This is a genomic window from Stutzerimonas stutzeri (assembly GCF_018138085.1).
GTDB lineage: Bacteria > Pseudomonadota > Gammaproteobacteria > Pseudomonadales > Pseudomonadaceae > Stutzerimonas > Stutzerimonas stutzeri_AI.
Genome location: NZ_CP073105.1, coordinates 3,833,842 through 3,853,965, shown reverse-complemented (window position 1 = coordinate 3,853,965; position 20,124 = coordinate 3,833,842). Strand labels below are relative to the sequence as shown.

Here is a 20,124-nt window from a genome sequence, read left to right as displayed (position 1 = left end):
AAAGCTGGCTTTGCTCATCGCGTTTTTGGCCGATTTTCCAGCTGCTAGCGGCGCTGATGAACAGCTCATTGGCGCGATCCTCGATCATCTCCACAGCCCCGAGTTAGCTAACCTACTTAGTCTATCCCCTCGTTGGAGGGGCAGCTGTCATGGTCAATTGCAGGCTGTAAATAATTGCGGTTTTTCCGTGACGCTGCGGTTATATGAAATTATGGCTCAGCCATAATTATTGCTGAGCCATAATTTTCATCATTTTGTGGCCTCGCCGTACAGCTCGACGCGTGGCGCGCTTCGTGCGTGCACTAGATGGGTAGCTAGGTGTTAGTGAGCAGATCTCAGCGTACGCAGACTTTCTCGAACCTGCCCCTCGCTACAAATTACTCAGATCATCCGCTTTCGTTTGCAATTTAAGCAGTCGCGAGGAGTCGCGGTACCCTTCCGCGTCACCGACGCGCCTCGCTTGTGGTGATTACCAACGGTGCGAAATTTCAAAATTCGAAAAGAAGACTCCGAGCCGGTTGGATCAGCCTCGCATCGTCCGTGGAGATATGTCTTGATCTCAAATAGTCATTGACCGCGCCCAGGGTAAGTCCGATAAGGATTATCTTCTTGCTCTTCTAGTGCATGAGTTCTGGCAATCCTTGTCAATATATACGTATTACAAATACCGATGGTCAGTGGTTGGCTTTTTCTTTTCTAAAAGTGCTTGACGGGCGGTCGTTGGAGCTGGATTATTTTATTGCATTGGTTTCAGGTTGCTGTTTTTTGTCCAATACTGAGCGTAGTGGGGCGACGCCATAGGCTTGCATTGATGAATAAAGTACTTAGTTTAATAATGGAGGTTGATGGGGTTGCGCTGTTCGCCTTTTAGACTCAGGCCATATATTAAAAGTCAGAACTGACGCTCATTGGGAAGCAAGCTTTTCATACTTGGTAGTTTTGTCAAGGTAGGGAAGTTTTGCCCAGATTCTGCCTCTAGGGAAGGTCTGAAGTAACCCTGTATTTCCGGTCGACTTCAGCCCTCGCTGCTTTTGAAAGCGGGCCGTCGATCAAAATCGACCAGGTAACCCGCTCAGTTCTCCGTTTTTGGCCGCCGCGAGCACCTCGCAGCAGCCATTTTCCGCATTACAGGTGCACCTTTCCTGCGTGAACGAGCCCCCTGAAAGACAGGACACCGTTTCCCCCTTACGATAAGGGATAGGCAAACGGTTATGTTTATGACTAATAGCAACGATAAGAGTGGGGAGCTTTTGGGTCGGGAGCGGCGGCGCCGCTGGAGCCCTGAGCAAAAGCTGACCATGGTTCGAGAGAGCCTTGAGCCCGGGCAGAGCGTTTCGTTGGTGGCTCGGCGTAACGGCATCAATGCCAACCAACTATTCCTGTGGCGCAAGCTTTACCAAGACGGCAGTTTGTCGGCGGTCAGTGCTGGCGAAGCCGTGGTACCTGCCTCCGAGCTGAGCGATGCGCTCAAGCAGATCCGTGAACTGCAACGGATGCTGGGCAAGAAAACGATGGAAGCAGAAATCCTCAAAGAGGCCGTGGAGATCGCCCGGTCGCGAAAATGGATTGCGCACTCACCCTTGTTGCCGGGGGACGACCAGTGAAGCTGGTCAGCGAATGTCTCGGTGTGGCGCGCTCGCAATTAACGGTTCGAATCAAGCAATCGGCATCCCCCAAAGTACGGCGGAGCAGGCCTGTGAACGATGCTGATCTGGTAGTTGAAATCCAGCAACAGGTCAGCGAACTTCCCAGCTACGGCTACCGCCGCGTCTGGGGATTGCTGCGTCGCGCCCGTGAAACCCAGTCGCTACCGGCGATCAATGTGAAGCGGGTTTACCGGGTCATGCGTGATCACAACTTGCTGCTTGAGCGCCGCATCAAACAGCCCGGTGTGCCGCGTCGGCACGAAGGCCGTATTGCGGTGGAAGCCAGCGATACGCGTTGGTGCTCGGACGGCTTTGAGTTCCGTTGCGAGGACGGCGCCAAACTGAGCGTGACCTTCGCCCTGGATTGCTGTGATCGCGAAGCCATCGGCTGGGTCGCGAGCCCGACCGGGTACAGCGGCGATGATATCCGCGATTTGATGCTGGAAAGCGTGGAGAAGCGCTTTGGTGATCAACTGCCCGCCACGCCGGTGCAATGGCTAAGCGACAACGGCTCGGCGTACACCGCCGAACAGACACGCCTGTTTGCTCGACAGATCGGCTTGCAGCCGGTGACCACCCCAGTTCGCAGCCCGCAAAGCAACGGCATGGCTGAGAGCTTCGTGAAGACGATCAAGCGTGACTACGTGGCGCACATGCCCAAACCGGATCGAGAAACGGCGCTGCGCAACCTGGCAATTGCCTTCGAGCATTACAACGAGCAGCATCCGCACAGCGCTTTGAAATACCGCTCGCCGAGGGAGTTCAGGCGCTTGGCAGCAGCATCAATTTAACGGGGAGTTGGTGTCCGGTTTTGTAGGGGCAAGTCCACTGCGGTAGTCAGCAAATGTCGGCGCGCCATCCATAGGTTCGACAGCGCGAACAGCGACACCAGCTGAGCGGTGTTCTTGGCCAGGCCACGGAAGCGCACCTTCACGTAACCGAACTGGCGCTTGATCACTCGAAACGGGTGCTCGACCTTCGCTCGCACTTGTGCCTTGGCCTTCTCGATCTTGCGCTTGGCTTTGTACAGGGCGCTGCGTTTATCGAGCTTCTTGTAGGTGCTGCGGCGTGCTGCGACCTGCCAGATCACTTCGCGGCCAGCATGTTCGAGGCGCTTTTCGACGCCGGTGTAGCCGGCATCGGCGCAGACGACGTTCTCGTCACCGTGCAGCAGTTTGTCGACCTGGGTGATATCCGCCACGTTGGCTGCCGTGCCTACCACGCTGTGTACCAGCCCCGACTCATCATCCACGCCGATGTGCGCCTTCATGCCAAAGTAATACTGGTTCCCTTTCTTGCTCTGGTGCATTTCCGGGTCGCGCTTGCCGTCCTGGTTCTTGGTCGAGCTGGGCGCGTGGATCAGTGTGGCATCGACGATAGTGCCCTGGCGCAGCGACAGGCCGCGATCCCCCAGGTAGCCATTGATTACGCCGAGGATGCCGGCTGCCAGCTCATGTTTCTCCAGCAAGCGACGGAAGTTGAGGATGGTGGTTTCGTCGGGAATGCGCTCCAGGCTCAGCCCGGCGAACTGACGCAGGATGGTCGTCTCGTAGAGCGCTTCTTCCATGGCCGGGTCGCTGTAGCCGAACCAGTTCTGCATCAGATGGATACGTAACATGGCCATCAGCGGATAGGCTGGACGACCACCTTCACCCTTTGGGTAGTGTGGCTCGATCAGGGCAATCAATCCCTTCCACGGCACCACCTGATCCATCTCGATCAGGAACAATTCCTTACGGGTCTGCTTGCGCTTGCCGGCGTACTCGGCGTCGGCGAAGGTCATCTGCTTCATGGAAAAACTCGGCTGGCGGGATCGGCGTATTTCACCAGATTCGGGAAGTCTTTTTCAGACCTTCCCTAGACATCTATGGTTCAGATAGAGAGACGGTATGGACGATTTAAAGAAAATATCTCATTTGTTATACGCCCCGGGTGAGGTAATGCCTGGTATCGAGATGTCGTTAGCAGAAGCGTGCGCGCGTGGTTCAGCGGCTGCGTTGCATGACGAGGTGCCTTTCTGTGTTGTGCGTGACTGGATCTGTACGACAGTGCCAACCGTTTCCAAGAGGGTGACTGGGTGCGTACAACACAACTGATTGAGTTTGCCGATGGGTGCATTTTCAGAACGCGCAATACGCGATATGTGCTTGCTGGCCCAGGGGCTCGCAAAAGCGCCGAGCTCACTACTGTGTTGAAGATTTTTTGATGCGTAGACAGATATTGGCGGGCATGGACGTACCAGACAACCGACACCCCGATGTGCCTTGCGACGTCTGTGGTACCTCCATGCGAGTGCCTGGGTACGGCGAACAGTTCGGTGTGCTGCAAGCGCACTGGGGATACGGCGCGCGACATGACGGTGAGCGTTATCGCGTACGGATGTGTGAAACCTGCTTCTTCATGACCTTGGCGTATTTGCGACAGGAGCGACGCATACATCATTTGTTTGGCGACGCCCCGCAGCATGAAGACTACAAGTTTGGGCGTATTGCTCGAGACGATTATTGGTTGGACAGCTAGCCGTTAGTGGGGGGAGGCAACGAGTTTTGATCCGAATTTGGGTGCTGACGTGATGGGTTCAACTAAACGAAGTATCAACCAAGCACGTGATGTATCTGGCGCGTTGTCGCGAGCAATGGATATGTCTTTTGGTAGGGAAGTTACGGCGTATCTCACGGACGCTTATTTAATCGCAGGCTGTTGTATCGGCGTGGTTCATCGTCACGTGCGGGCGGATGTGTATGGAAGGTTTCAGGACGGTCACCGGGTTCGGACCTCCGATGTACTGAAAGCTCATGAGCAAGGCGGGTTTTGGGCGCTGTTTACCGCCACGGGCAGCTTGTACGTTATTGTGACTTTCAAAGAAGACGGCGGGCGTCTGTCACTGGATTGGCTGTTGGCACAGAGGGCAAAAGGCTTACACGCAACCCCGGTAACGATTCAGTGATCCGTTTCTCGTGTCACTACTATAAAACGGAGCCCACGGTCCGTGCTGATGCTCGTAGGTTTATATCCTCTGAGGAAAAGAAGGGCGGGGTGTCATGCAGGTAAAGCGTTGGGGACAACTTGATGCGCTTCGTCAACAACTTGGCGAAAGTCGCTGGTTACTTTGCGTGGATCTGGAAGCGACTTGCGATGACTACCCTGCCGACCTAAACGAGGCGGCCCGGAACGCTCACGTATTGGAGGTCCAGCGCGACGAGATGGAGACGATCGAAATTGGCATCGGGCTGTTGGATGTTCAGTTGGAGTACAGGATTGTCGATCATTTCGGACAGTTTGTCCGGCCGCTACTTCGCCCCACGCTAACTGAGTTTTGCACGGGGCTGACCGGCATATCTCAATCTGACGTCGATACTGCAAAGCGTTTCGCGGAGGTACAAGATCAGCTTGGTGAATGGCTGAGGCCGCGAAATACAGAAGGCTGGCGCTGGTGCTCTTGGGGCGATTACGACCGAAACCAGCTGAAGGAGGACGCTTTCAGAGCAGGGGTAGATGTATTGCTGGATCCGGCCCGTCATATCAATCTAAAGAAGTGCTTTTGGAAGATTTTCGCTTGCCGTGCGCTAGGGCTGAAGTGTGCAGTGGAAAGCATGGGCCTTTTGTGGGAGGGTGCGCATCACAGGGCCATCGACGATGCGCGTAATCTGGCACGGTTAGCGCAGTTACTGCTCAGCGCGAGGCAACCGACGTAGTAGGGGCGGACGGCGCTGTGCCTGCTCATCAATTCAACCCCGTGACCGCCCGGCTCGCATCTGGCCGCCATCTCACCAGTGCATACGGAACACATCTGGATAACATCATAAAGAGATTCAACACATAGCTTGGCGCGAGGTATTGGCTGATGCACCCGAATTGCCGATACTGCTAAATGGCCAGCATGCTTGTATAGGGAGTCGAAGCGATGGCAGGGAAGCGTAAGCGCAGCAGCAAGTCTGGTGTATCTGGAGCGATGGTTCTGTGTGCCCTAGTGATTGGGGGGCTTGCTTCCGTTCCCAAGGGTGTATGGGTTTTCTTGGGCGGAGCACTTATTGTCGGCATAGGCGGGTGGCTAGTAATGAAGGCCTTCAGCAAACCGTCAGTCATGTCTTCGGCAACAACTATGCGGCCACCCCAAGGGGGAGCTCGTTCAAGTTCCTCGGACCTCGGCATAAGCACCGGCCTGACGTTTTCATTGGATGAGGTCTCGCCACTAAGTGAGCCCTCTGCTCCTGCGCAAGTCTCGGCGTCGCCCCGGCAGGTTTCGGCAAAGCGAGACGACTCTGGCTTTTTTACCGTAACTTTAGAGGCCACTGAGCGGCCTTCCCACCGAATTCCGAGCGCGCCGGCGAACCTGAATAGTGCCAACGTGCGGTGGCTTTCTGCTGGCGAAACCATCGAAGTGGCGGGCGAAAATATCACTATTGGTCTGATCTACGTCGGCGAAGATAAAAACAGGCGCAATGGACCTTCGGAACCGTCACTGATCAACCCGAAACTGAAGGTCGCACGGGGCATCGTCGATATATCTGAGCGTCTCACCCCTTACTGGCCCAGTTACGACAGCATCTCTCCTGAGGCCCGCCGCGCATATTTGCAATGGCTATCCAGTGGTCGAAAGGCTCCGCATGCCAACATCGGCTACGTGTTCTTATTCTTCTACGGTCTTGAGCGTAGGGTTTTTGTCGACGCCAAGACGGATCAGGCTGCGGCGGCCGACATACCTATCATAATTGCCGAGGTGGAGCGGTTGCTCTCGATCTATGGCAAGAATAACTCCTTCAATAACTACGCCAGTCGCTTCGTAGACTTCCTCCGCCAAGGCCAAATACTCGCCAGGCGCTATCAAAAGGCGCCGCCGGCACCGTTACCTTACGGCTACGAAATGCCTGTAGAGCTGCGTATTGGCCTGGGTCAGTTGGCGGCTGACAAGCAACCAATGCCGGCTGACTGGGCGTTGGCCTGGGTGCTGTCTGATCACAGCATCGGGAAGCGGACACCCGTAACCCGCTGTAAAGAAGCGTTCGCCCAGTTGTTCTGCATGCGCTACGAGGAACGTTATGGCGCCGGTATGGTGCTCCCTCAGAACAAGACCCGTCTGAGACTCCAATACAACACCGCTTCTGCGGGTCTACCACCCCAAGAGCTGGATGGCCTATCCGGTATCCCTGATGTCACTGCGACTAGCGCAGCTCGGAAGAAGCTGCAGCAGTTGGTTGACGAATGCACAGTGCAGTTGGAGCCCTACAGTCGTTATCTCGGCCGCAACCCCGGCACTCCTGATGCACTAGAAGGGCTGTTACAGCTGCCCGTAAACCTGTGGCCGCCAGCAGCTCGAACAGCGCTCGCCGAGCTAAAGCAACGCATCGGCGATGGCATGGTGGTCATGAGCTTCGGTGAGCTGGCAGGGCGACTGCAGAGTGCAGGTAGCCTGTCGCGAGACAAGGTTCTGACGCTCGCCCGCGCTCTGGAGTCTTTACACATCGGTATCGAGCCGGATGTGCTGACAGGCAGCCGAACACCCAAGGCAGAGGACAATGTGGCGCTCTTTGCGACCCAGGCTGAAGATGGTGATCTGCGTTCTTCGCCGGCGTATAGCGCCGCCTCTGTTACGTTGGACCTTGCTTGTGCTGTGGCGGCGGCCGATGGTGACACGTCGCCGCAGGAAATTATGCTGCTATCCCAGCATATCGACTCCTGGTGTCACCTGAGCGGTGCTCATCGGAAACGCCTGAAGGCCCACCTGCGTCTGCAGCTTAACCAGCCACCAACCCTGCAAAGCCTGAAGAAGAAACTGGAACCCCTGGCCGAGCCGGCGAAGAGGGTTGTGGCGGCTTTTCTCGCTCACTTGGCGCAGGTCGACGGCGAGGTTAGCCCCGCAGAGGTGAAGTTGCTGGAGCGCGTCTACAAGACCCTGCAGCTGGATCCGCAATCGCTCTACAGCGACCTTCATGTGGCCGCCAGTGGCAGCGCCGTAGGCTCATCGCAGACAACGCCTTCCATTCCCGGAGCAACTCCGTCCAAGCCTGTTGGCGAATTTGCTCTGGACAAAGAGCGCATCGCTCAGTTGCAGCGTGAAACGGAACAGGTATCTGCGCTGCTGGCTCAGGTTTTCGTTGACGACAAGACTGCTGAGCCAGATGACGTAGTTGTGGAAGAGACTGTTGAGGATACTTCCTCCGTTTGTGGCTTAGACGCCGATCACTCAGCCTTCCTGCGTGTACTCGTATCCCGTACCGAGTGGTCTCGTGACGAGTTGGGGGCCGTAGCAAGCGATATGGAACTCATGCTCGACGGAGCATTGGAGCAGATCAACGACATGGCATTTGAGCATTTCGATATGCCAGTCACCGAAGGGGAAGACCCCTTCGAAGTTAACCCTGACATTATGGACAAACTACCGCTATGAGCAGCATCAGAGCCAAGGACCGCGATGCGGTCATCCAGTCCCTGCGCGCCGGCGTCGTCCCCCGTGCAGGCCAGCACCTGATTCAAGTGGGGCGTGTCGGGGAGCTGGAAGCACTCATCCGTGATGTGGAGCGCCTCGCGGAAAGCGGTTCCGCGTTCCGCGTAGTGATCGGTGAGTATGGTGCAGGCAAGACATTCTTCCTCAACCTGGTTCGCTCTATCGCGATGGAGCGCAAGCTCGTCACCATGCATGCCGATCTGAACCCGGATCGTCGTCTCCATGCTACTGGTGGCCAGGCTCGCTCGCTGTATGCCGAATTGGCCAAGAATATGTCCACCCGAACTAAGCCTGATGGCGGCGCTCTGCAAGGAATAGTCGAGAAATTCGTGGCGCAGGCCAAAACGGAAGCCAAAGCGTCCGGCAAAGACAGTGAGGCCGTGATTCGCGAGCATCTCGACCAACTGGCAGAGATGGTCAACGGCTATGACTTTGCTGATGTAATCGCGGCCTATTGCAAAGGCTTCGAAGAGGGTAACGAGCAGCTCAAGGCTGATGCTATCCGCTGGTTGCGTGGCGAGTTCACTACCAAGACAGATGCCCGCACCGCACTGGGGGTGCGAACCATCGTCGACGATGCTTCGGTCTACGATCAGCTCAAGCTGCTTGCGCGATTCGTTCGGTTGGCCGGCTTTAGCGGGTTGATGGTATGTCTCGATGAGCTGGTGAACCTGTACAAACTTTCCAACACCCAAGCTCGTAACGCTAACTACGAGCAGATTCTTCGTATCCTCAATGACTCCCTGCAGGGCTCTGCTGAGGGGCTTGGTTTTGTGTTGGGCGGTACACCCGAATTTCTCATGGATACTCGCCGCGGCCTCTACAGCTATCCGGCGCTGCAGTCGCGTCTGGCTGAAAATAACTTCGCCAAGTCCGGGCTGGTAGATCTGTCCGGCCCTGTCATACGCCTCACTAGTCTGACGCCTGAGGATTTCTACGTGCTGCTGCAGAAACTGCGTCATGTATACGCGGCAGGCGTGAGCGAGCGCTATCTGCTACCCGACGAAGCATTGCCGCTGTTTATGGCCCACTGCAACCAGCGGATGGGTGAGGCCTACTTCCGTACCCCGCGGACGACCATTACCGCATTCATCAGCCTGCTAGCGGTGTTGGAGCAGAATCCTGACGCTGATTGGCGGACGCTGTTGGGTGCCGTGGAGATTGCACCGGATCGAGGCGGTGAGGCCGATACCCAAGTGGATGCGGACGATGAGCTTGCCACCTTCCAGCTCTGAATCGGTTGGCTTCGATCTCCTTGAACCGCGAATCCAGCGCTGGATATGGGCCGAGGGCTGGACCTCCCTACGCGATGCCCAGGAGCGTGCTATCCCTGCGCTCTTGGGGGCCGACCAGGATGTCATCATCGCGGCGGCTACAGCTGCAGGCAAAACCGAAGCCGCGTTTCTGCCCATCCTTACCAATCTCCTGCAGGACACGGAAAAGCCTGGGGCGGTGCTTTACATCAGCCCGCTGAAGGCTCTCATCAATGACCAGTGGGATCGTTTGGCGAGGCTTTGCGATGAGCTTGAGCTTCCTGTCATTGCTTGGCATGGGGATATCTCAGCGAGCCGCAAGCATCGCTTCCTCAAGTCCCCGGAAGGCATTCTGCTGATCACGCCGGAGTCGCTCGAAGCTCTGTTCGTGAACAAGGGAACCAGCCTGGCGGGATTGTTTGCCAACCTGCGGTACCTGGTGGTGGATGAGCTCCATGCCTTTATCGGCAGTGAGCGAGGCAAGCAGCTGCAGTCACTCATGCATCGTGTTGAAACAATCATTGATCGCCCCCTGCCCAGGGTTGGTCTTTCCGCCACGTTGGGCGACATGACGTTGGCTGCTGCCTTCTTGCGTCCCAATGCCCCTCATCATGTGTCGGTGATCGAATCCAAGGGTAGTGGCCAGATACTTAAGGTTCAGATCAGAGGGTATGTGGAGTCCAAGAAGGCGCTCCCGGTACAGCCTGAAGGTGACGATGTTTTTTCTCCGGACCATGCCATCGCAGAGCATCTCTTTCAGGTGCTACGCGGCAGCAATAACCTGATCTTCCCCAACAGTCGAACTCAGGTTGAGTGGTTCGCTGACAATCTGCGGCGCCGTTGCGAGCAGGATGGTGTACCGAACGAGTTCTGGCCGCATCACGGCAGTTTGGCGAAGGACATTCGAGAGGAAACTGAGAAAGCGCTGAAAGACGGTGACCGGCCTGCCACCGCAGTCTGCACTACCACGCTGGAGCTTGGGGTCGATATCGGCAGCATCAAGACGGTAGTGCAGATCGGGGCTCCGCCATCGGTAGCTAGCTTGCGTCAACGCTTGGGGCGATCCGGACGCCGTCCGGGAGAGGCAGCCATTCTCCGAAGTTACTGCAAGGAGCGTCAGCTAGACGATGGCTCGCCCCTGTCAGATCGACTTCGCCAGGGTTTGCTGCAAAGCATCGCGATGATCCGGTTGTTGATGCAGGGCTGGTTCGAGCCTCCTCGTGTTCATGGCCTTCATTTATCGACGCTGGTACAGCAGTGCCTCTCGGTGATAGCCCAGCGGGGAGGAGCTACAGCTGCAGAGCTGTGGAGCACCTTGATACGCAGTGGTCCGTTCACTGGGGTGGAGCAGGGCAGCTTCCTCAGTTTGCTTCGTGCCCTCGGTGAGCGCGATTTGATAACCCAGGAAACATCGGGGCTCCTGCTGCCCGGCGTAGTGGGGGAACGCCTGATCAACCACTACGACTTCTACAGTGCATTTGTCAGTAATGAAGAGTTCCGCCTGGTATGCGATGGCAAACTACTTGGCGCATTGCCCGTCTCCAGGCCATTGACCGTCGATCAGCGAATTATCTTTGCTGGGCGCCGCTGGCGGGTAACGAGCGTGGACACTGAGGCCAGGGTCGTTGTCGTGAGATCCGATCCCGGTGGTGCTCCCCCGTCCTTTGACGGGCTTGGAGCCCGTGTACATGATCGGGTTCGGCAAGAGATGAGGAGCGTCTTGTTGGAGGCGGACGTCTACCCCTATCTTGATACTACGGCACAAGAGCTACTAGCTCAGGCACGTAGCGCTTTCTCGGACCTTGGATTGGTACATTCGAGCATGACCGAAAGCGGAGGTAAGACTTACCTTTTCAGCTGGCGAGGCGATTGGACAAACGATGCCCTAGCCATCTTGTTGACGCACACCGGACTAGCCAGTGAGAACAGCGGGTTGGTCATCGAGGTTGAGGGAGATCGGACGTCGCTTGAACGCAAGCTGCGTGAGATCGCCGAGTGGGACGGTATTGATGAATCCGCTGTTCTAGCGGACGTACAGAACATGGCTCAAGAAAAATGGGATTGGGTGCTTCCGCCAGCATTACTCATGCAGTCTTACGCCACGATGCATTTGGACTTGGGTGGAGCAAAGGCCTTGGCATTGGCTCTAGTGAGCCAGCCTGCGGAGACGGCCTGATATCTAGCTTATTCGTGTGGTGCCTGCTTTGTTGAAAGCCGACTTTGGTTCATCTGGTCAACATGAACCTGTGTCCATCCTCAGCCAGCCACTGGGTATTTGGCATCGCCCCATAAGGTGTCCGGGCTGTCCAGCGTGATCTAGATGATCAAGGGCATCAGTTTTCCTAGCAGGTAGCAGCAGTCTCGTAGCTAATCCCTACTCACTCTGCCATTCCAGGTTGCTCCACCATGAATGAGCTGGGTTGCGCAGGGTGTACGGGTTGTCCTGTAGTACGCGAATGCTGCCGGGAAACTCCGGCCAGACGAAGTCTCGATGTTTTTGTTGTTACCAAGGAACACGGTTTTTCGAGAAAGGCTTTGAAGGTTTCCCGCTCGGATAATCGCTGCTGCTCGACGATATCGGTGGCGTAGGCAGCGTTGAATGCGATCCACAGAAAAAAGAAACGGCCATTTAGTGTCTTCGGCTTGTTTTGCTCGGTTCAGTTAACTGAGTGCTCGGTGTAGTCGTAGGCTGAGTTTGGGATGATGTTGATCGTTGGGGCGTCTTTACCAAATGGTACTGGTAATAAAGATGGTCTCCAGGCCCCAATGTGCCGAAGTGTGGCTTGGACACTTCAGCGTACCGGCACGGGGGCGTTGGTGCATTTGTAGCCCGGGTATTGGGCTTCGGCTGTGATGCGAGCCATTTCGGAACTCACGGCCTGCACTGTGGTCTTGAAATTGGAGCGGGGTCCCGCATTAGGGATTACGCGCTGAAGGAAAGCGGAATAGGTCTTCATAGCTGAGTCTCCATGGTCAGGTAATCGGAGACAGAATGCTCCCAGCATGCGACAGCCTGTGTCGCATTCAACCGTACAGTCTGGCCATCCGACGTGCCGACGAGGCGATTTGCTGCCTCAGTTCAGCCGGCTCTAGAACCTCCAGCTCCTCCCCTTGGCTCAAAAGCCATAACTCGAGACCTTGGCTAAGAGGCAGACTGCCTGTCATCAACCACCAGCCATCAGCGGTGGGCTGTAGCTGTTGATCGGCAGTGAGGGGTTCTACCCCGTTTCCACGGACGGTTTGAAAAGGGCTGAAAACTTCAGATCTTGCCTGGCGACTCTACGACGCATTCGTGGGTTATGAAACCGCTCGATGTAGTCGAATAAATCCGCCCGTGCTTCTTCACGAGTTCGATACGACTGATGGACAACGCGCTCCCGTTTGAGCTGACCGAAGAAGCCTTCACAGGCTGCGTTGTCGCCGCAATGCCCGACGGCACTCATGCTGCAGACCAGCGTGTTGCGATTCAGAAAGCGCTGGTAGTCGGTGCTGGTGAATTGGCTACCGCGATCCGAATGCAGGATTACGGACCAGTCACCCTGGCGCTGCCAAATCGCCATCTCCACTGCTCGAATCACCATCTGCCGATCCTGGCGGTGATGCATCGACCAACCGATCACCAGCTTGCTGTACAAGTCGAGCACCACGCATAGGAAAAGCTTGCCTTCCAGTGTGGCTATTTCCGTGATGTCCGTGACCCACTTGCGCTCCGGCTCCTGCGCGGTGAAATCGCGCTCCAGCAGGTTTTTCACGCCTGCTGGACGGCCACTGGCGACTCTTCCAAAACCACGCCTCTTACGGCGTGGCCAGCCTTGAATTCGCTCAGCCGCCATCAGGCGAGCAACGCGGTTCAAGCTGACGATTTCGCCCTCGTCGAGCAAATCCTCATGCATGCGCGGTGCGCCGATCACGCCACGGCTGTCCTCATGAATCTCACGAATGCGCCTGACCAGACGTGCATTCTCTTGAGTTCGCGGGCGGCGTAATAGCCACTGGCAGAAACCTTTAGGCAACGGCACATCAGACGTACCGGGTACTCGTTGCGGCAGCGCTGGATCACCGTGTACCGCTCGATGACTCCCTGGCAAAGTACGCTGCCGCGTCTCTTAAAAAATCACGTTCCTTGGTCACCCGGGCCAACTCACGCTTGAGGCGGGCCAGCTCCTCATCTCGCGGACTACCTGTTCCGGGAAAGGCCTTTTCTGCGCCTGGCTGTGCCTCTCGAACCCAGCGTGTGAGCAGGTTCGGAGCCACACCAATCTCCAGGGCCACCTGTCGACAGCTCGCCCCTGAACGACGAACCAACTCGATGGCTTCCCGCTTGAACTCGGGGCTGTATTTCTTGCGCTTCATGAACACTCCTTCAGCTCGGCATGAGCTTACTCGAAAGTGTCCGTGCTAATGGGGTAGAACCCGAAAAGGTCTTCTGCATAGCGCGTTTCGGATTGTTTGAAGGAGATGGTCGAGAGGGCGTTCAGTGTGACAAGGGCTGGCACAGTTGGCTATTTTTGCAGTGGCTCCCTAAGTGCTTCACCGACGAGGATCTCGTCAATAATTTATTCGTCGCTGCGATCACCTGGGTGTATTTCCATGAGATCGGCCACCTCATGCAGGAGCATGGGGTTATCCGTGACGAGTTCGGGGAGGGGCATAGTGGCACCGTAAAGACCGCTGACGTCTACGATTTTGAAGCGTCACAGATTTTGTGTCGATTTTCGGTCGCATATACTATGGGGGAGTATTGTATAATGCGGCAGTGTACCCAAGTAGAGAGGTGTTCGATGCCACACAGTCCGGAAGAAAAGAAGCAAGCACTGACGCGCATCAGGCGCATCAAAGGTCAGGTAGCGACTCTTGAGCAAGCGCTTGATGCAGGTGCGGAATGTCCTGCAATTCTTCAGCAGCTTGCGGCCGTTCGTGGCGCAGTCAACGGATTGATGGCAACGGTTCTGGAGAGCTATCTGCGGGAAGAGTTTCCCAGTAGCGAAATCAGGAGCGATTCGCAGAACAAGTCCATTGACGAGACCATCTCTATCGTCCGCTCCTATCTGCGGTAGAGGCACCAGGGTGCCCTCGGTGAGGGCAAATTTAGTTAGCTAGTAAAGGAAGCGGCATCATGAAATCACGTGCAGCAGTTGCCTTCGGGCCAGGAAAGCCGCTGGAAATCGTCGAGATCGACGTCGAGCCGCCGCGCAAGGGCGAGGTGCTCATCAAGATCACGAACACCGGCGTTTGCCATACCGACGCCTTCACCCTGTCGGGCGACGACTCCGAAGGTCTCTTCCCGGTCGTGCTGGGTCATGAAGGTGCGGGTATCGTCGTGGAGGTGGGTGAAGGTGTGACCAGCGTGAAGCCTGGCGATCACGTCATTCCCCTCTATACCGCCGAGTGCGGCGAGTGCCTGTTCTGCAAGTCCGGCAAGACCAACCTGTGTGTCGCGGTTCGTGCAACCCAGGGTAAGGGGCTGATGCCCGATGGTACGACTCGCTTCTCGTACAACGGTCAGCCGCTTTACCACTACATGGGCTGCTCGACCTTCAGCGAATACACGGTCGTCGCCGAAGTCTCGCTGGCCAAGATCAACCCGGACGCCAATCCCGAGCACGTCTGCCTGCTGGGCTGCGGCGTGACCACCGGCATCGGCGCCGTGCACAACACAGCCAAGGTACAGCCCGGCGACTCGGTGGCCATCTTCGGCCTCGGCGGCATCGGTCTCGCTGCGATTCAAGGTGCACGCCAGGCCAAAGCGGGCCGCATCATCGCCATCGATACCAATCCGGCGAAGTTCGAACTGGCTCGTACCTTCGGCGCGACCGAATGTCTCAATCCGAAGGACTTCGACAAGCCGATTCACGAGGTTCTGATCGAGATGACCGGCTGGGGTGTCGATCACACCTTCGAGTGCATCGGCAACGTCGACGTGATGCGTTCGGCTCTGGAAGCTGCCCACCGCGGCTGGGGCCAGTCGATCGTCATCGGCGTGGCTGGTGCTGGCAAGGAAATTTCGACCCGCCCGTTCCAGTTGGTCACCGGTCGCACCTGGAAGGGTTCGGCTTTCGGTGGGGTCAAGGGCCGCACTCAGCTTCCCGGCATGGTGGAAGACGCAATGAAAGGCGAGATCGATCTCGCCCCGTTCGTCACCCACACCATGGGCCTCGACGACATCAACAAGGCCTTCGACCTGATGCATGAAGGCAAGTCGATTCGCACGGTGATCCACTACTGATCACTCACTATCCATTCAACACCAGCCACCAAGGAAATTAACCATGTCCAATCCTGTCATTTCCGGCGACGGCATCTTCTCGCACGTCTTCGTCGGCGCCGCCGACGTCCAGAAGTCGGCCGCGTTCTACGACGCCGCTCTGGGTGCTCTAGGCATCAAGAACCTTGGTCCTTTCGGCAACGGATGGGTGCTTTTCGGTCGCGAAAAGCCGGCTTTCATCATTGCCCGTCCGGGCAATGATGAAGCGCCTTCCAGCAACGGCGTGACGGTCGGCTTTGCGGCCGCCACTCCCGCCGAAGTGGATGCCTTCCACTCCGCCGGCCTTGCCGCAGGCGGCACCGACGAGGGCCAGCCTGGCCCGCGTGGTCACCTGCCGGGTGCCTATGCGGCCTACCTGCGTGATCCGGCGGGCAACAAGGTCTGCTCGTACACCTTCGTCTGAAAGCAAGGAAGCTGAGGGCGTTCTGAAAGGGCCAGCACAAGCCTCTATACGGCGAGCCTATTAGACGGACCGTGTAGAGCGGTGCCTGCTCATGAAGATCGGCCCGCAGCCATGTGCGAAACGCATGGCTGCGGGCATTTGCTTTGAAGCGTGTTTTTCAACCAATGAGAAATGGGGTCGTTATGCAAGAGCCGGCCAACATCAATACGACGACCGTACAACCCGCCCCGACCGCCACCGTGTACGGCATGCCGGCCTATGCCGATCGTGCTGCGGCCGTGGGTGAAGTGCATGCGCGCCCGCATCTGTTGATTCAGGCCCCCCGCGGCATATTGCAGCTCGCTTTCATGACCGAAGGCGATCAGGCCAGGGATCAGATGGCGATGAGTGAGTTGTCTCATCGCTTCGGCGTTGCCGAGCCCGACCACGCTACGCCGCTTCACGGCGTGACATGGGATGAGGGAGACCTGCACTGTGAAAAGCACACCGAGTTCTCAACGTATCTCTGGTGCGCTTCGCTGGATTCCGAGACGGGAGAGCCGTGCGGCGAAAATCCGTTCAAGCATGGATTTGTTCCTCCCGGCCCGGTCGTATCCGGCATCCGTTTGAGACTTCTTCCGTGGACGCCGGAAACGGAGAAGGAGGTCGATCGCTTCGATCCTGCCAGCCTGTGCTACTCGCTGGTGGAGAACGGCTCAGCGTCGCGTTGAGCTGGGTATGGAACAGCATCGGCTACCGCGGCTCTCGCATCATCATGCATGCGATTGCCGACAAAGAGCCCACAGCGTTGGATAAATCCGGCTCTCTGGATTGAGGTGCCCACCTTATCGGAACGTCAACTATCAGAAATGCCAGGGAGAGCAACTTGACCGATCTATTCACGACAAAGCCCAAGCCTCCCTTGGCCGAACTCCTGCGGCCCAAGACGCTGGATGAATTAGTCGGGCAACGGCACTTGCTCGGCCCCGGTAAGCCGCTGCGTCTCGCGTTCGAGGCGGGCAAGTTGCACTCGTTCATCCTCTGGGGCCGCCAGGCGTGGGCAAGACCACCCTGGGGCGCCTGGCCGCTAGTGCGACCGACAGCCGATTCATCGCCATCTCGGCCGTGCTGGCCGGGGTGAAGGACATCCGGCAAGCCATCGACGAGGCCCAGGCTGAACTGGACAACCATGGTCGATCGACGGTGCTTTTCGTCGATGAAATCCATCGCTTCAACAAGGCGCAGCAGGATGCCCTGCTGCCCCATGTCGAGTCCGGTCTCCTGACCCTGGTGGGGGGGACCACCGAGCATCCGGGGTTGGCGGTCAATTCCGCACTGCTCTCGCGCGCGCAGGTCTATACCCTCGAACCGCTGTCCAGCGACGAACTGAACCAGCTCTATGAACGCGCGCTGCCGCATCTCCAGGGCGTCACGCTGGACGCGGACGCGCTGGACCTGCTAATGGGCTTTGCCGATGGCGACGGCAGGCGCTTCCTCAATCTGCTTGAGCAGGTGACGAATGCTGCGTCGGGCGCTGGCAAGGTCGTGGTCGATGGCGAGTTCGCCAGGCTGTCCACCAGTCCATCGCTGCGCAGGTTCGACAAAGGTGGCGACGAGTTCTACTGGCAGCTCTCAGCCTTCCACAAGTCGCTGAGGGGTTCCGACCCCGATGCGGCCCTGTATTGGCTGGCCCGCATCCTCGACGGCAGCGGCGACGTGAGCCAGGTGACCCGCCGCATGGTGGTTATGGCCAGCGAAGACATCGGCAATGCCGACCCGCAGGCGCTGCAACTGGCACTCAATGCCGCGCTGGCCTACGACAGGCTGGGCTCGCCCGAAGGCGAGATACCGCTGGCCCAGGCGGTGACTTACCTCGCTCTGGCCCCCAAGTCGAATGCCGCCTATGCGGCCTGGGATCAGGCCAAGGCATTCGTCAAGCGCAGCGGCTCCCAGCCTGTGCCGCTCCATCTTCGCAATGCGCCGACGAAGCTGATGAAGCAGATGGGCTATCACGAAGGCTACCGCTACGCGCATGATGAGCCCAACGGCTATGCCGCTGGGCAAACCTATTTTCCCGAGGGCGTGGCGCGGCCGGGCTGGTACCAGCCAACGGACAGGGGCGTCGAGCGAAGGCTGGGAGAAAGGCTTACTTGGCTGCGCTCGCTCGATGACGCGACGCCGCCAAGCCCGGACGCTTGACCGACATCCCCCCCGAAATCGGCCCATCGCTACCTCACGAACTACAGGATAAGAACATGCCAGACGCTTCTCTCGGTGAATCCTCTGCGAATATCAGACGGAGACGAGTTGCCCGCTATCTACGCACTGAGTCTGGGGCTGCGGTGCTGCTGGTGATCGTCACGGTTGTGGCGCTGGCGTGGGCGAACTCGCCGCTATCCGATGCCTATTTCGAGTTGTGGCACCTGGACGTCGGGTTCAACTTTGGGCCATTGGGCCTGCACATGGATCTGCATCACTGGGTCAACGACGGCCTGATGGTCGTCTTCTTCTTCCTGATCGGCCTGGAGGTGCGTCAGGAATTCGCCCACGGGTCGCTCAGGGACCGCAGCCGTGCCCGTCTCGCTCTGATCGCGGGGGTCGCGGGTGTCGTGCTGCCCGCGCTGCTGTATGTCCTGATCGTGGGGCTGGCCGGAAGTGAGGGCCTGCGCGGGTGGGGGGCGGTGGTCGGTACCGATACGGCGTTCATGCTGGGCACCCTGGCGATCGTCGGCCCGCGGCTATCCGGTCAGTTGCGCGTGTTCTTGCTCACCCTGACCGTGGTCGATGACTTCCTCGCCGTGTCCATCATCGGCATCGTCTATAGCGAGGAGATCCGCGTCGTCCCGTTGCTGATCGCCCTCGCCAGTCTCGTCGGGTTGTGGTTGCTGGGGCGCACCCGCCAGTGGCGGGCAACGCCGTATGTGCTGATCGTGATCGTGCTGTGGCTCGCGACCGTGTACTCCGGCATTCATGCCTCCCTCGCCGGGATGGCCGCGGGGCTCCTGATCCCCGCCTACGCAACGCAACGTCACAAGGTCGTCGCGGCAAGACAGTTGTTCCGTGACTTCTGGCAGTCTCCGAGTGCCGCATCGGCTCGCGCAGTGGACTGCGGGCTGTCCCAGGGTATCTCGGTGAATGAGCGGCTGCACGAGTTCCTGCGGCTGCCGACAGCGCTGCTGATCGTGCCGGTGTTCGCCTTGGCGAACGCCGGGGTGGACCTGCGTGGTGGGCTGCTCGCGGAGGCCTTCGGCTCGCCCGTGACCTGGGGCGTCATCGCGGGGCTCGTGCTCGGCAAGCTCCTGGGCATCGGGCTCATCACTCTCGCCGCGGTCCGCCTCGGCTTGGGGCGCCTGCCGGCGGGTGTCGGAATGGGGAGCGTGTTCGGTGGTGCGGCACTGTCCGGGATCGGGTTCACCGTGTCGCTGCTCATCATCGGGCTCGCGTTCGGCACGACCTCCGACCTGGGCCGCCAGGCGACGGTCGGCGTGCTCGTGTCGATGATGCTCGCCACGTTGCTCGGGTGGCTCATCTTCAAGGTTGCCGCACGCAGGTGGGGTGAGGAGACCGCCGATCTGCCGATGGTGCTTGAGCCGCCGGTCGATCCCGAGGTCGATCACATCCGCGGGCCAGAGGACGCGCAGCTCACGCTGGTGGAGTACGTGGACTTCGAGTGCGCGTACTGTGCGCACGCTACCGGTTCTTGGGAGGATCTGCGCGCCCACTTCGGGGACGACCTGCGGTATGTGGTGCGCCATTTGCCGCACCACCCGCATGGGCCGATCGCCGCGCGTGCGTCCGAGGCGGCATCGAATCAGGGGATGTTCTGGCCGTGGCTGGACTTCGTGTTTACCCGTCAGCACGCGCTGGAGCGCGAGGATCTGATCGGCTACGCCGTAGAGCTTGGGCTCGACGTCGATCGGTTCATCGCGGATCTCGACAGCCCTGCGGTGATCGAGCGTGTCGAGCGCGACCTCGCCAGTGCGGTCGCCAGCGGTGCGCATGTCACGCCGACGTTCTTCGTCGAGGGTCGCCGCCTGCGCGGTAGCTACGACGCCCGCACTGTCACCGCAGCGCTCGAAGCCAGTCGCCGCGGCCCCCGGACTCAGGAAGTCCCGTCCTGAGCGGGACGAACT

General features: G+C 58.3%; 14 protein-coding genes and 4 pseudogenes. 14 read left to right on the top strand and 4 right to left on the bottom strand.

Annotated elements, in window-relative coordinates; all coding sequences use genetic code 11:
• The first annotated feature begins 1,217 nt into the window (after positions 1-1,217).
• A protein-coding gene (locus KCX70_RS17755) for an IS3 family transposase (RefSeq protein ID WP_392602239.1) occupies positions 1,218-2,437 on the top strand; the annotation gives its coding sequence in 2 pieces (ribosomal slippage) (positions 1,218-1,563 and positions 1,563-2,437; 1,221 coding nt in all).
• Here KCX70_RS17755 and KCX70_RS17750 read toward each other — a convergent pair.
• Positions 2,434-3,438, bottom strand: coding sequence for an IS5-like element ISPa16 family transposase (locus KCX70_RS17750; RefSeq protein ID WP_212618305.1), 1,005 nt, complete (start codon positions 3,436-3,438; stop codon positions 2,434-2,436). The genes KCX70_RS17755 and KCX70_RS17750 overlap by 4 nt on opposite strands.
• A gap of 285 nt (positions 3,439-3,723) precedes the next feature.
• Between KCX70_RS17750 and KCX70_RS23525 the strand changes: the two genes are divergently transcribed.
• The 7 genes from KCX70_RS23525 to KCX70_RS17725 all read left to right on the top strand — a co-directional run bounded on the left by KCX70_RS23525 (position 3,724) and on the right by KCX70_RS17725 (position 11,520).
• Positions 3,724-3,852, top strand: coding sequence for a DUF6957 family protein (locus tag KCX70_RS23525; protein ID WP_423836252.1), 129 nt, complete (start codon positions 3,724-3,726; stop codon positions 3,850-3,852).
• Positions 3,852-4,166, top strand: a complete 315-nt coding sequence (locus KCX70_RS23345) for a hypothetical protein (protein WP_003291462.1) — start codon at positions 3,852-3,854, stop codon at positions 4,164-4,166. Before KCX70_RS23525 ends, KCX70_RS23345 begins: the two co-directional genes overlap by 1 nt.
• A 52-nt stretch (positions 4,167-4,218) precedes the next feature.
• Positions 4,219-4,593 carry a hypothetical protein gene (locus KCX70_RS17745; protein WP_080505063.1) on the top strand — a complete coding sequence of 125 codons (375 nt, stop codon included), beginning with the start codon at positions 4,219-4,221 and terminating at the stop codon, positions 4,591-4,593.
• Positions 4,594-4,687: 94 nt separating this feature from the next.
• Positions 4,688-5,341: a 3'-5' exonuclease gene (locus tag KCX70_RS17740; protein WP_011914492.1), complete on the top strand. Its 654-nt coding sequence runs from the start codon at positions 4,688-4,690 to the stop codon at positions 5,339-5,341.
• A gap of 209 nt (positions 5,342-5,550) precedes the next feature.
• Complete coding sequence (locus KCX70_RS17735) at positions 5,551-8,034, top strand: TerB N-terminal domain-containing protein (protein ID WP_212618304.1); 2,484 nt, start codon at positions 5,551-5,553, stop codon at positions 8,032-8,034.
• A complete protein-coding gene (locus KCX70_RS17730) occupies positions 8,031-9,326 on the top strand; it encodes an ATP-binding protein (RefSeq protein ID WP_014597639.1) in 1,296 nt (431 codons plus the stop codon). Before KCX70_RS17735 ends, KCX70_RS17730 begins: the two co-directional genes overlap by 4 nt.
• Positions 9,301-11,520: a DEAD/DEAH box helicase gene (locus KCX70_RS17725; RefSeq protein ID WP_014597638.1), complete on the top strand. Its 2,220-nt coding sequence runs from the start codon at positions 9,301-9,303 to the stop codon at positions 11,518-11,520. The genes KCX70_RS17730 and KCX70_RS17725 overlap by 26 nt, the downstream gene beginning before the upstream one ends.
• A gap of 140 nt (positions 11,521-11,660) precedes the next feature.
• Here the strand turns inward: KCX70_RS17725 and KCX70_RS23340 are convergent.
• From KCX70_RS23340 to KCX70_RS17715, 3 genes and pseudogenes are all read right to left on the bottom strand, one after another.
• Positions 11,661-12,068, bottom strand: a pseudogene (locus KCX70_RS23340) (hypothetical protein); the annotation flags it as partial.
• A gap of 300 nt (positions 12,069-12,368) precedes the next feature.
• A complete protein-coding gene (locus KCX70_RS17720) occupies positions 12,369-12,509 on the bottom strand; it encodes a WYL domain-containing protein (protein WP_080558873.1) in 141 nt (46 codons plus the stop codon).
• Between the two features lie 53 nt (positions 12,510-12,562).
• A pseudogene (locus KCX70_RS17715) lies at positions 12,563-13,697 on the bottom strand (IS3 family transposase).
• A gap of 428 nt (positions 13,698-14,125) precedes the next feature.
• On the opposite strand from KCX70_RS17715, the gene frmR reads away from it, so the two are divergent.
• From frmR to nhaA, 6 genes and pseudogenes are all read left to right on the top strand, one after another.
• Positions 14,126-14,401 (top strand): formaldehyde-responsive transcriptional repressor FrmR, encoded by a 276-nt coding sequence (gene frmR / locus KCX70_RS17710; protein ID WP_007182548.1) that lies wholly within the window; start codon positions 14,126-14,128, stop codon positions 14,399-14,401.
• A gap of 59 nt (positions 14,402-14,460) precedes the next feature.
• A complete protein-coding gene (locus tag KCX70_RS17705) occupies positions 14,461-15,570 on the top strand; it encodes an S-(hydroxymethyl)glutathione dehydrogenase/class III alcohol dehydrogenase (RefSeq protein WP_212618303.1) in 1,110 nt (369 codons plus the stop codon).
• Positions 15,571-15,613: 43 nt separating this feature from the next.
• Entirely contained in the window at positions 15,614-16,012 is a 399-nt protein-coding gene (locus KCX70_RS17700) for a VOC family protein (protein ID WP_212618302.1), read from the top strand.
• 182 nt (positions 16,013-16,194) lie between these two features.
• A pseudogene (locus tag KCX70_RS17695) lies at positions 16,195-16,716 on the top strand (DUF3422 family protein); the annotation flags it as partial.
• Positions 16,717-16,877: 161 nt separating this feature from the next.
• Positions 16,878-18,190, top strand: a pseudogene (locus tag KCX70_RS17690) (replication-associated recombination protein A).
• 143 nt (positions 18,191-18,333) lie between these two features.
• Entirely contained in the window at positions 18,334-20,112 is a 1,779-nt protein-coding gene (gene nhaA / locus KCX70_RS17685; RefSeq protein ID WP_249121659.1) for a Na+/H+ antiporter NhaA, read from the top strand.
• The last annotated feature ends 12 nt before the right edge of the window (positions 20,113-20,124 follow it).

Coding starts and splice junctions, on each gene's coding strand:
- KCX70_RS17750 (WP_212618305.1), bottom strand. CDS start 3,438: ATGAAGCAGATGACCTTCGCCGACGCCGAGTACGCCGGCAAGCGCAAG.
- KCX70_RS23345 (WP_003291462.1), top strand. CDS start 3,852: ATGCGTAGACAGATATTGGCGGGCATGGACGTACCAGACAACCGACAC.
- KCX70_RS17745 (WP_080505063.1), top strand. CDS start 4,219: ATGGGTTCAACTAAACGAAGTATCAACCAAGCACGTGATGTATCTGGC.
- KCX70_RS17740 (WP_011914492.1), top strand. CDS start 4,688: ATGCAGGTAAAGCGTTGGGGACAACTTGATGCGCTTCGTCAACAACTT.
- KCX70_RS17735 (WP_212618304.1), top strand. CDS start 5,551: ATGGCAGGGAAGCGTAAGCGCAGCAGCAAGTCTGGTGTATCTGGAGCG.
- KCX70_RS17730 (WP_014597639.1), top strand. CDS start 8,031: ATGAGCAGCATCAGAGCCAAGGACCGCGATGCGGTCATCCAGTCCCTG.
- KCX70_RS17725 (WP_014597638.1), top strand. CDS start 9,301: ATGAGCTTGCCACCTTCCAGCTCTGAATCGGTTGGCTTCGATCTCCTT.
- KCX70_RS17720 (WP_080558873.1), bottom strand. CDS start 12,509: ATGACAGGCAGTCTGCCTCTTAGCCAAGGTCTCGAGTTATGGCTTTTG.
- frmR (WP_007182548.1), top strand. CDS start 14,126: ATGCCACACAGTCCGGAAGAAAAGAAGCAAGCACTGACGCGCATCAGG.
- KCX70_RS17705 (WP_212618303.1), top strand. CDS start 14,461: ATGAAATCACGTGCAGCAGTTGCCTTCGGGCCAGGAAAGCCGCTGGAA.
- KCX70_RS17700 (WP_212618302.1), top strand. CDS start 15,614: ATGTCCAATCCTGTCATTTCCGGCGACGGCATCTTCTCGCACGTCTTC.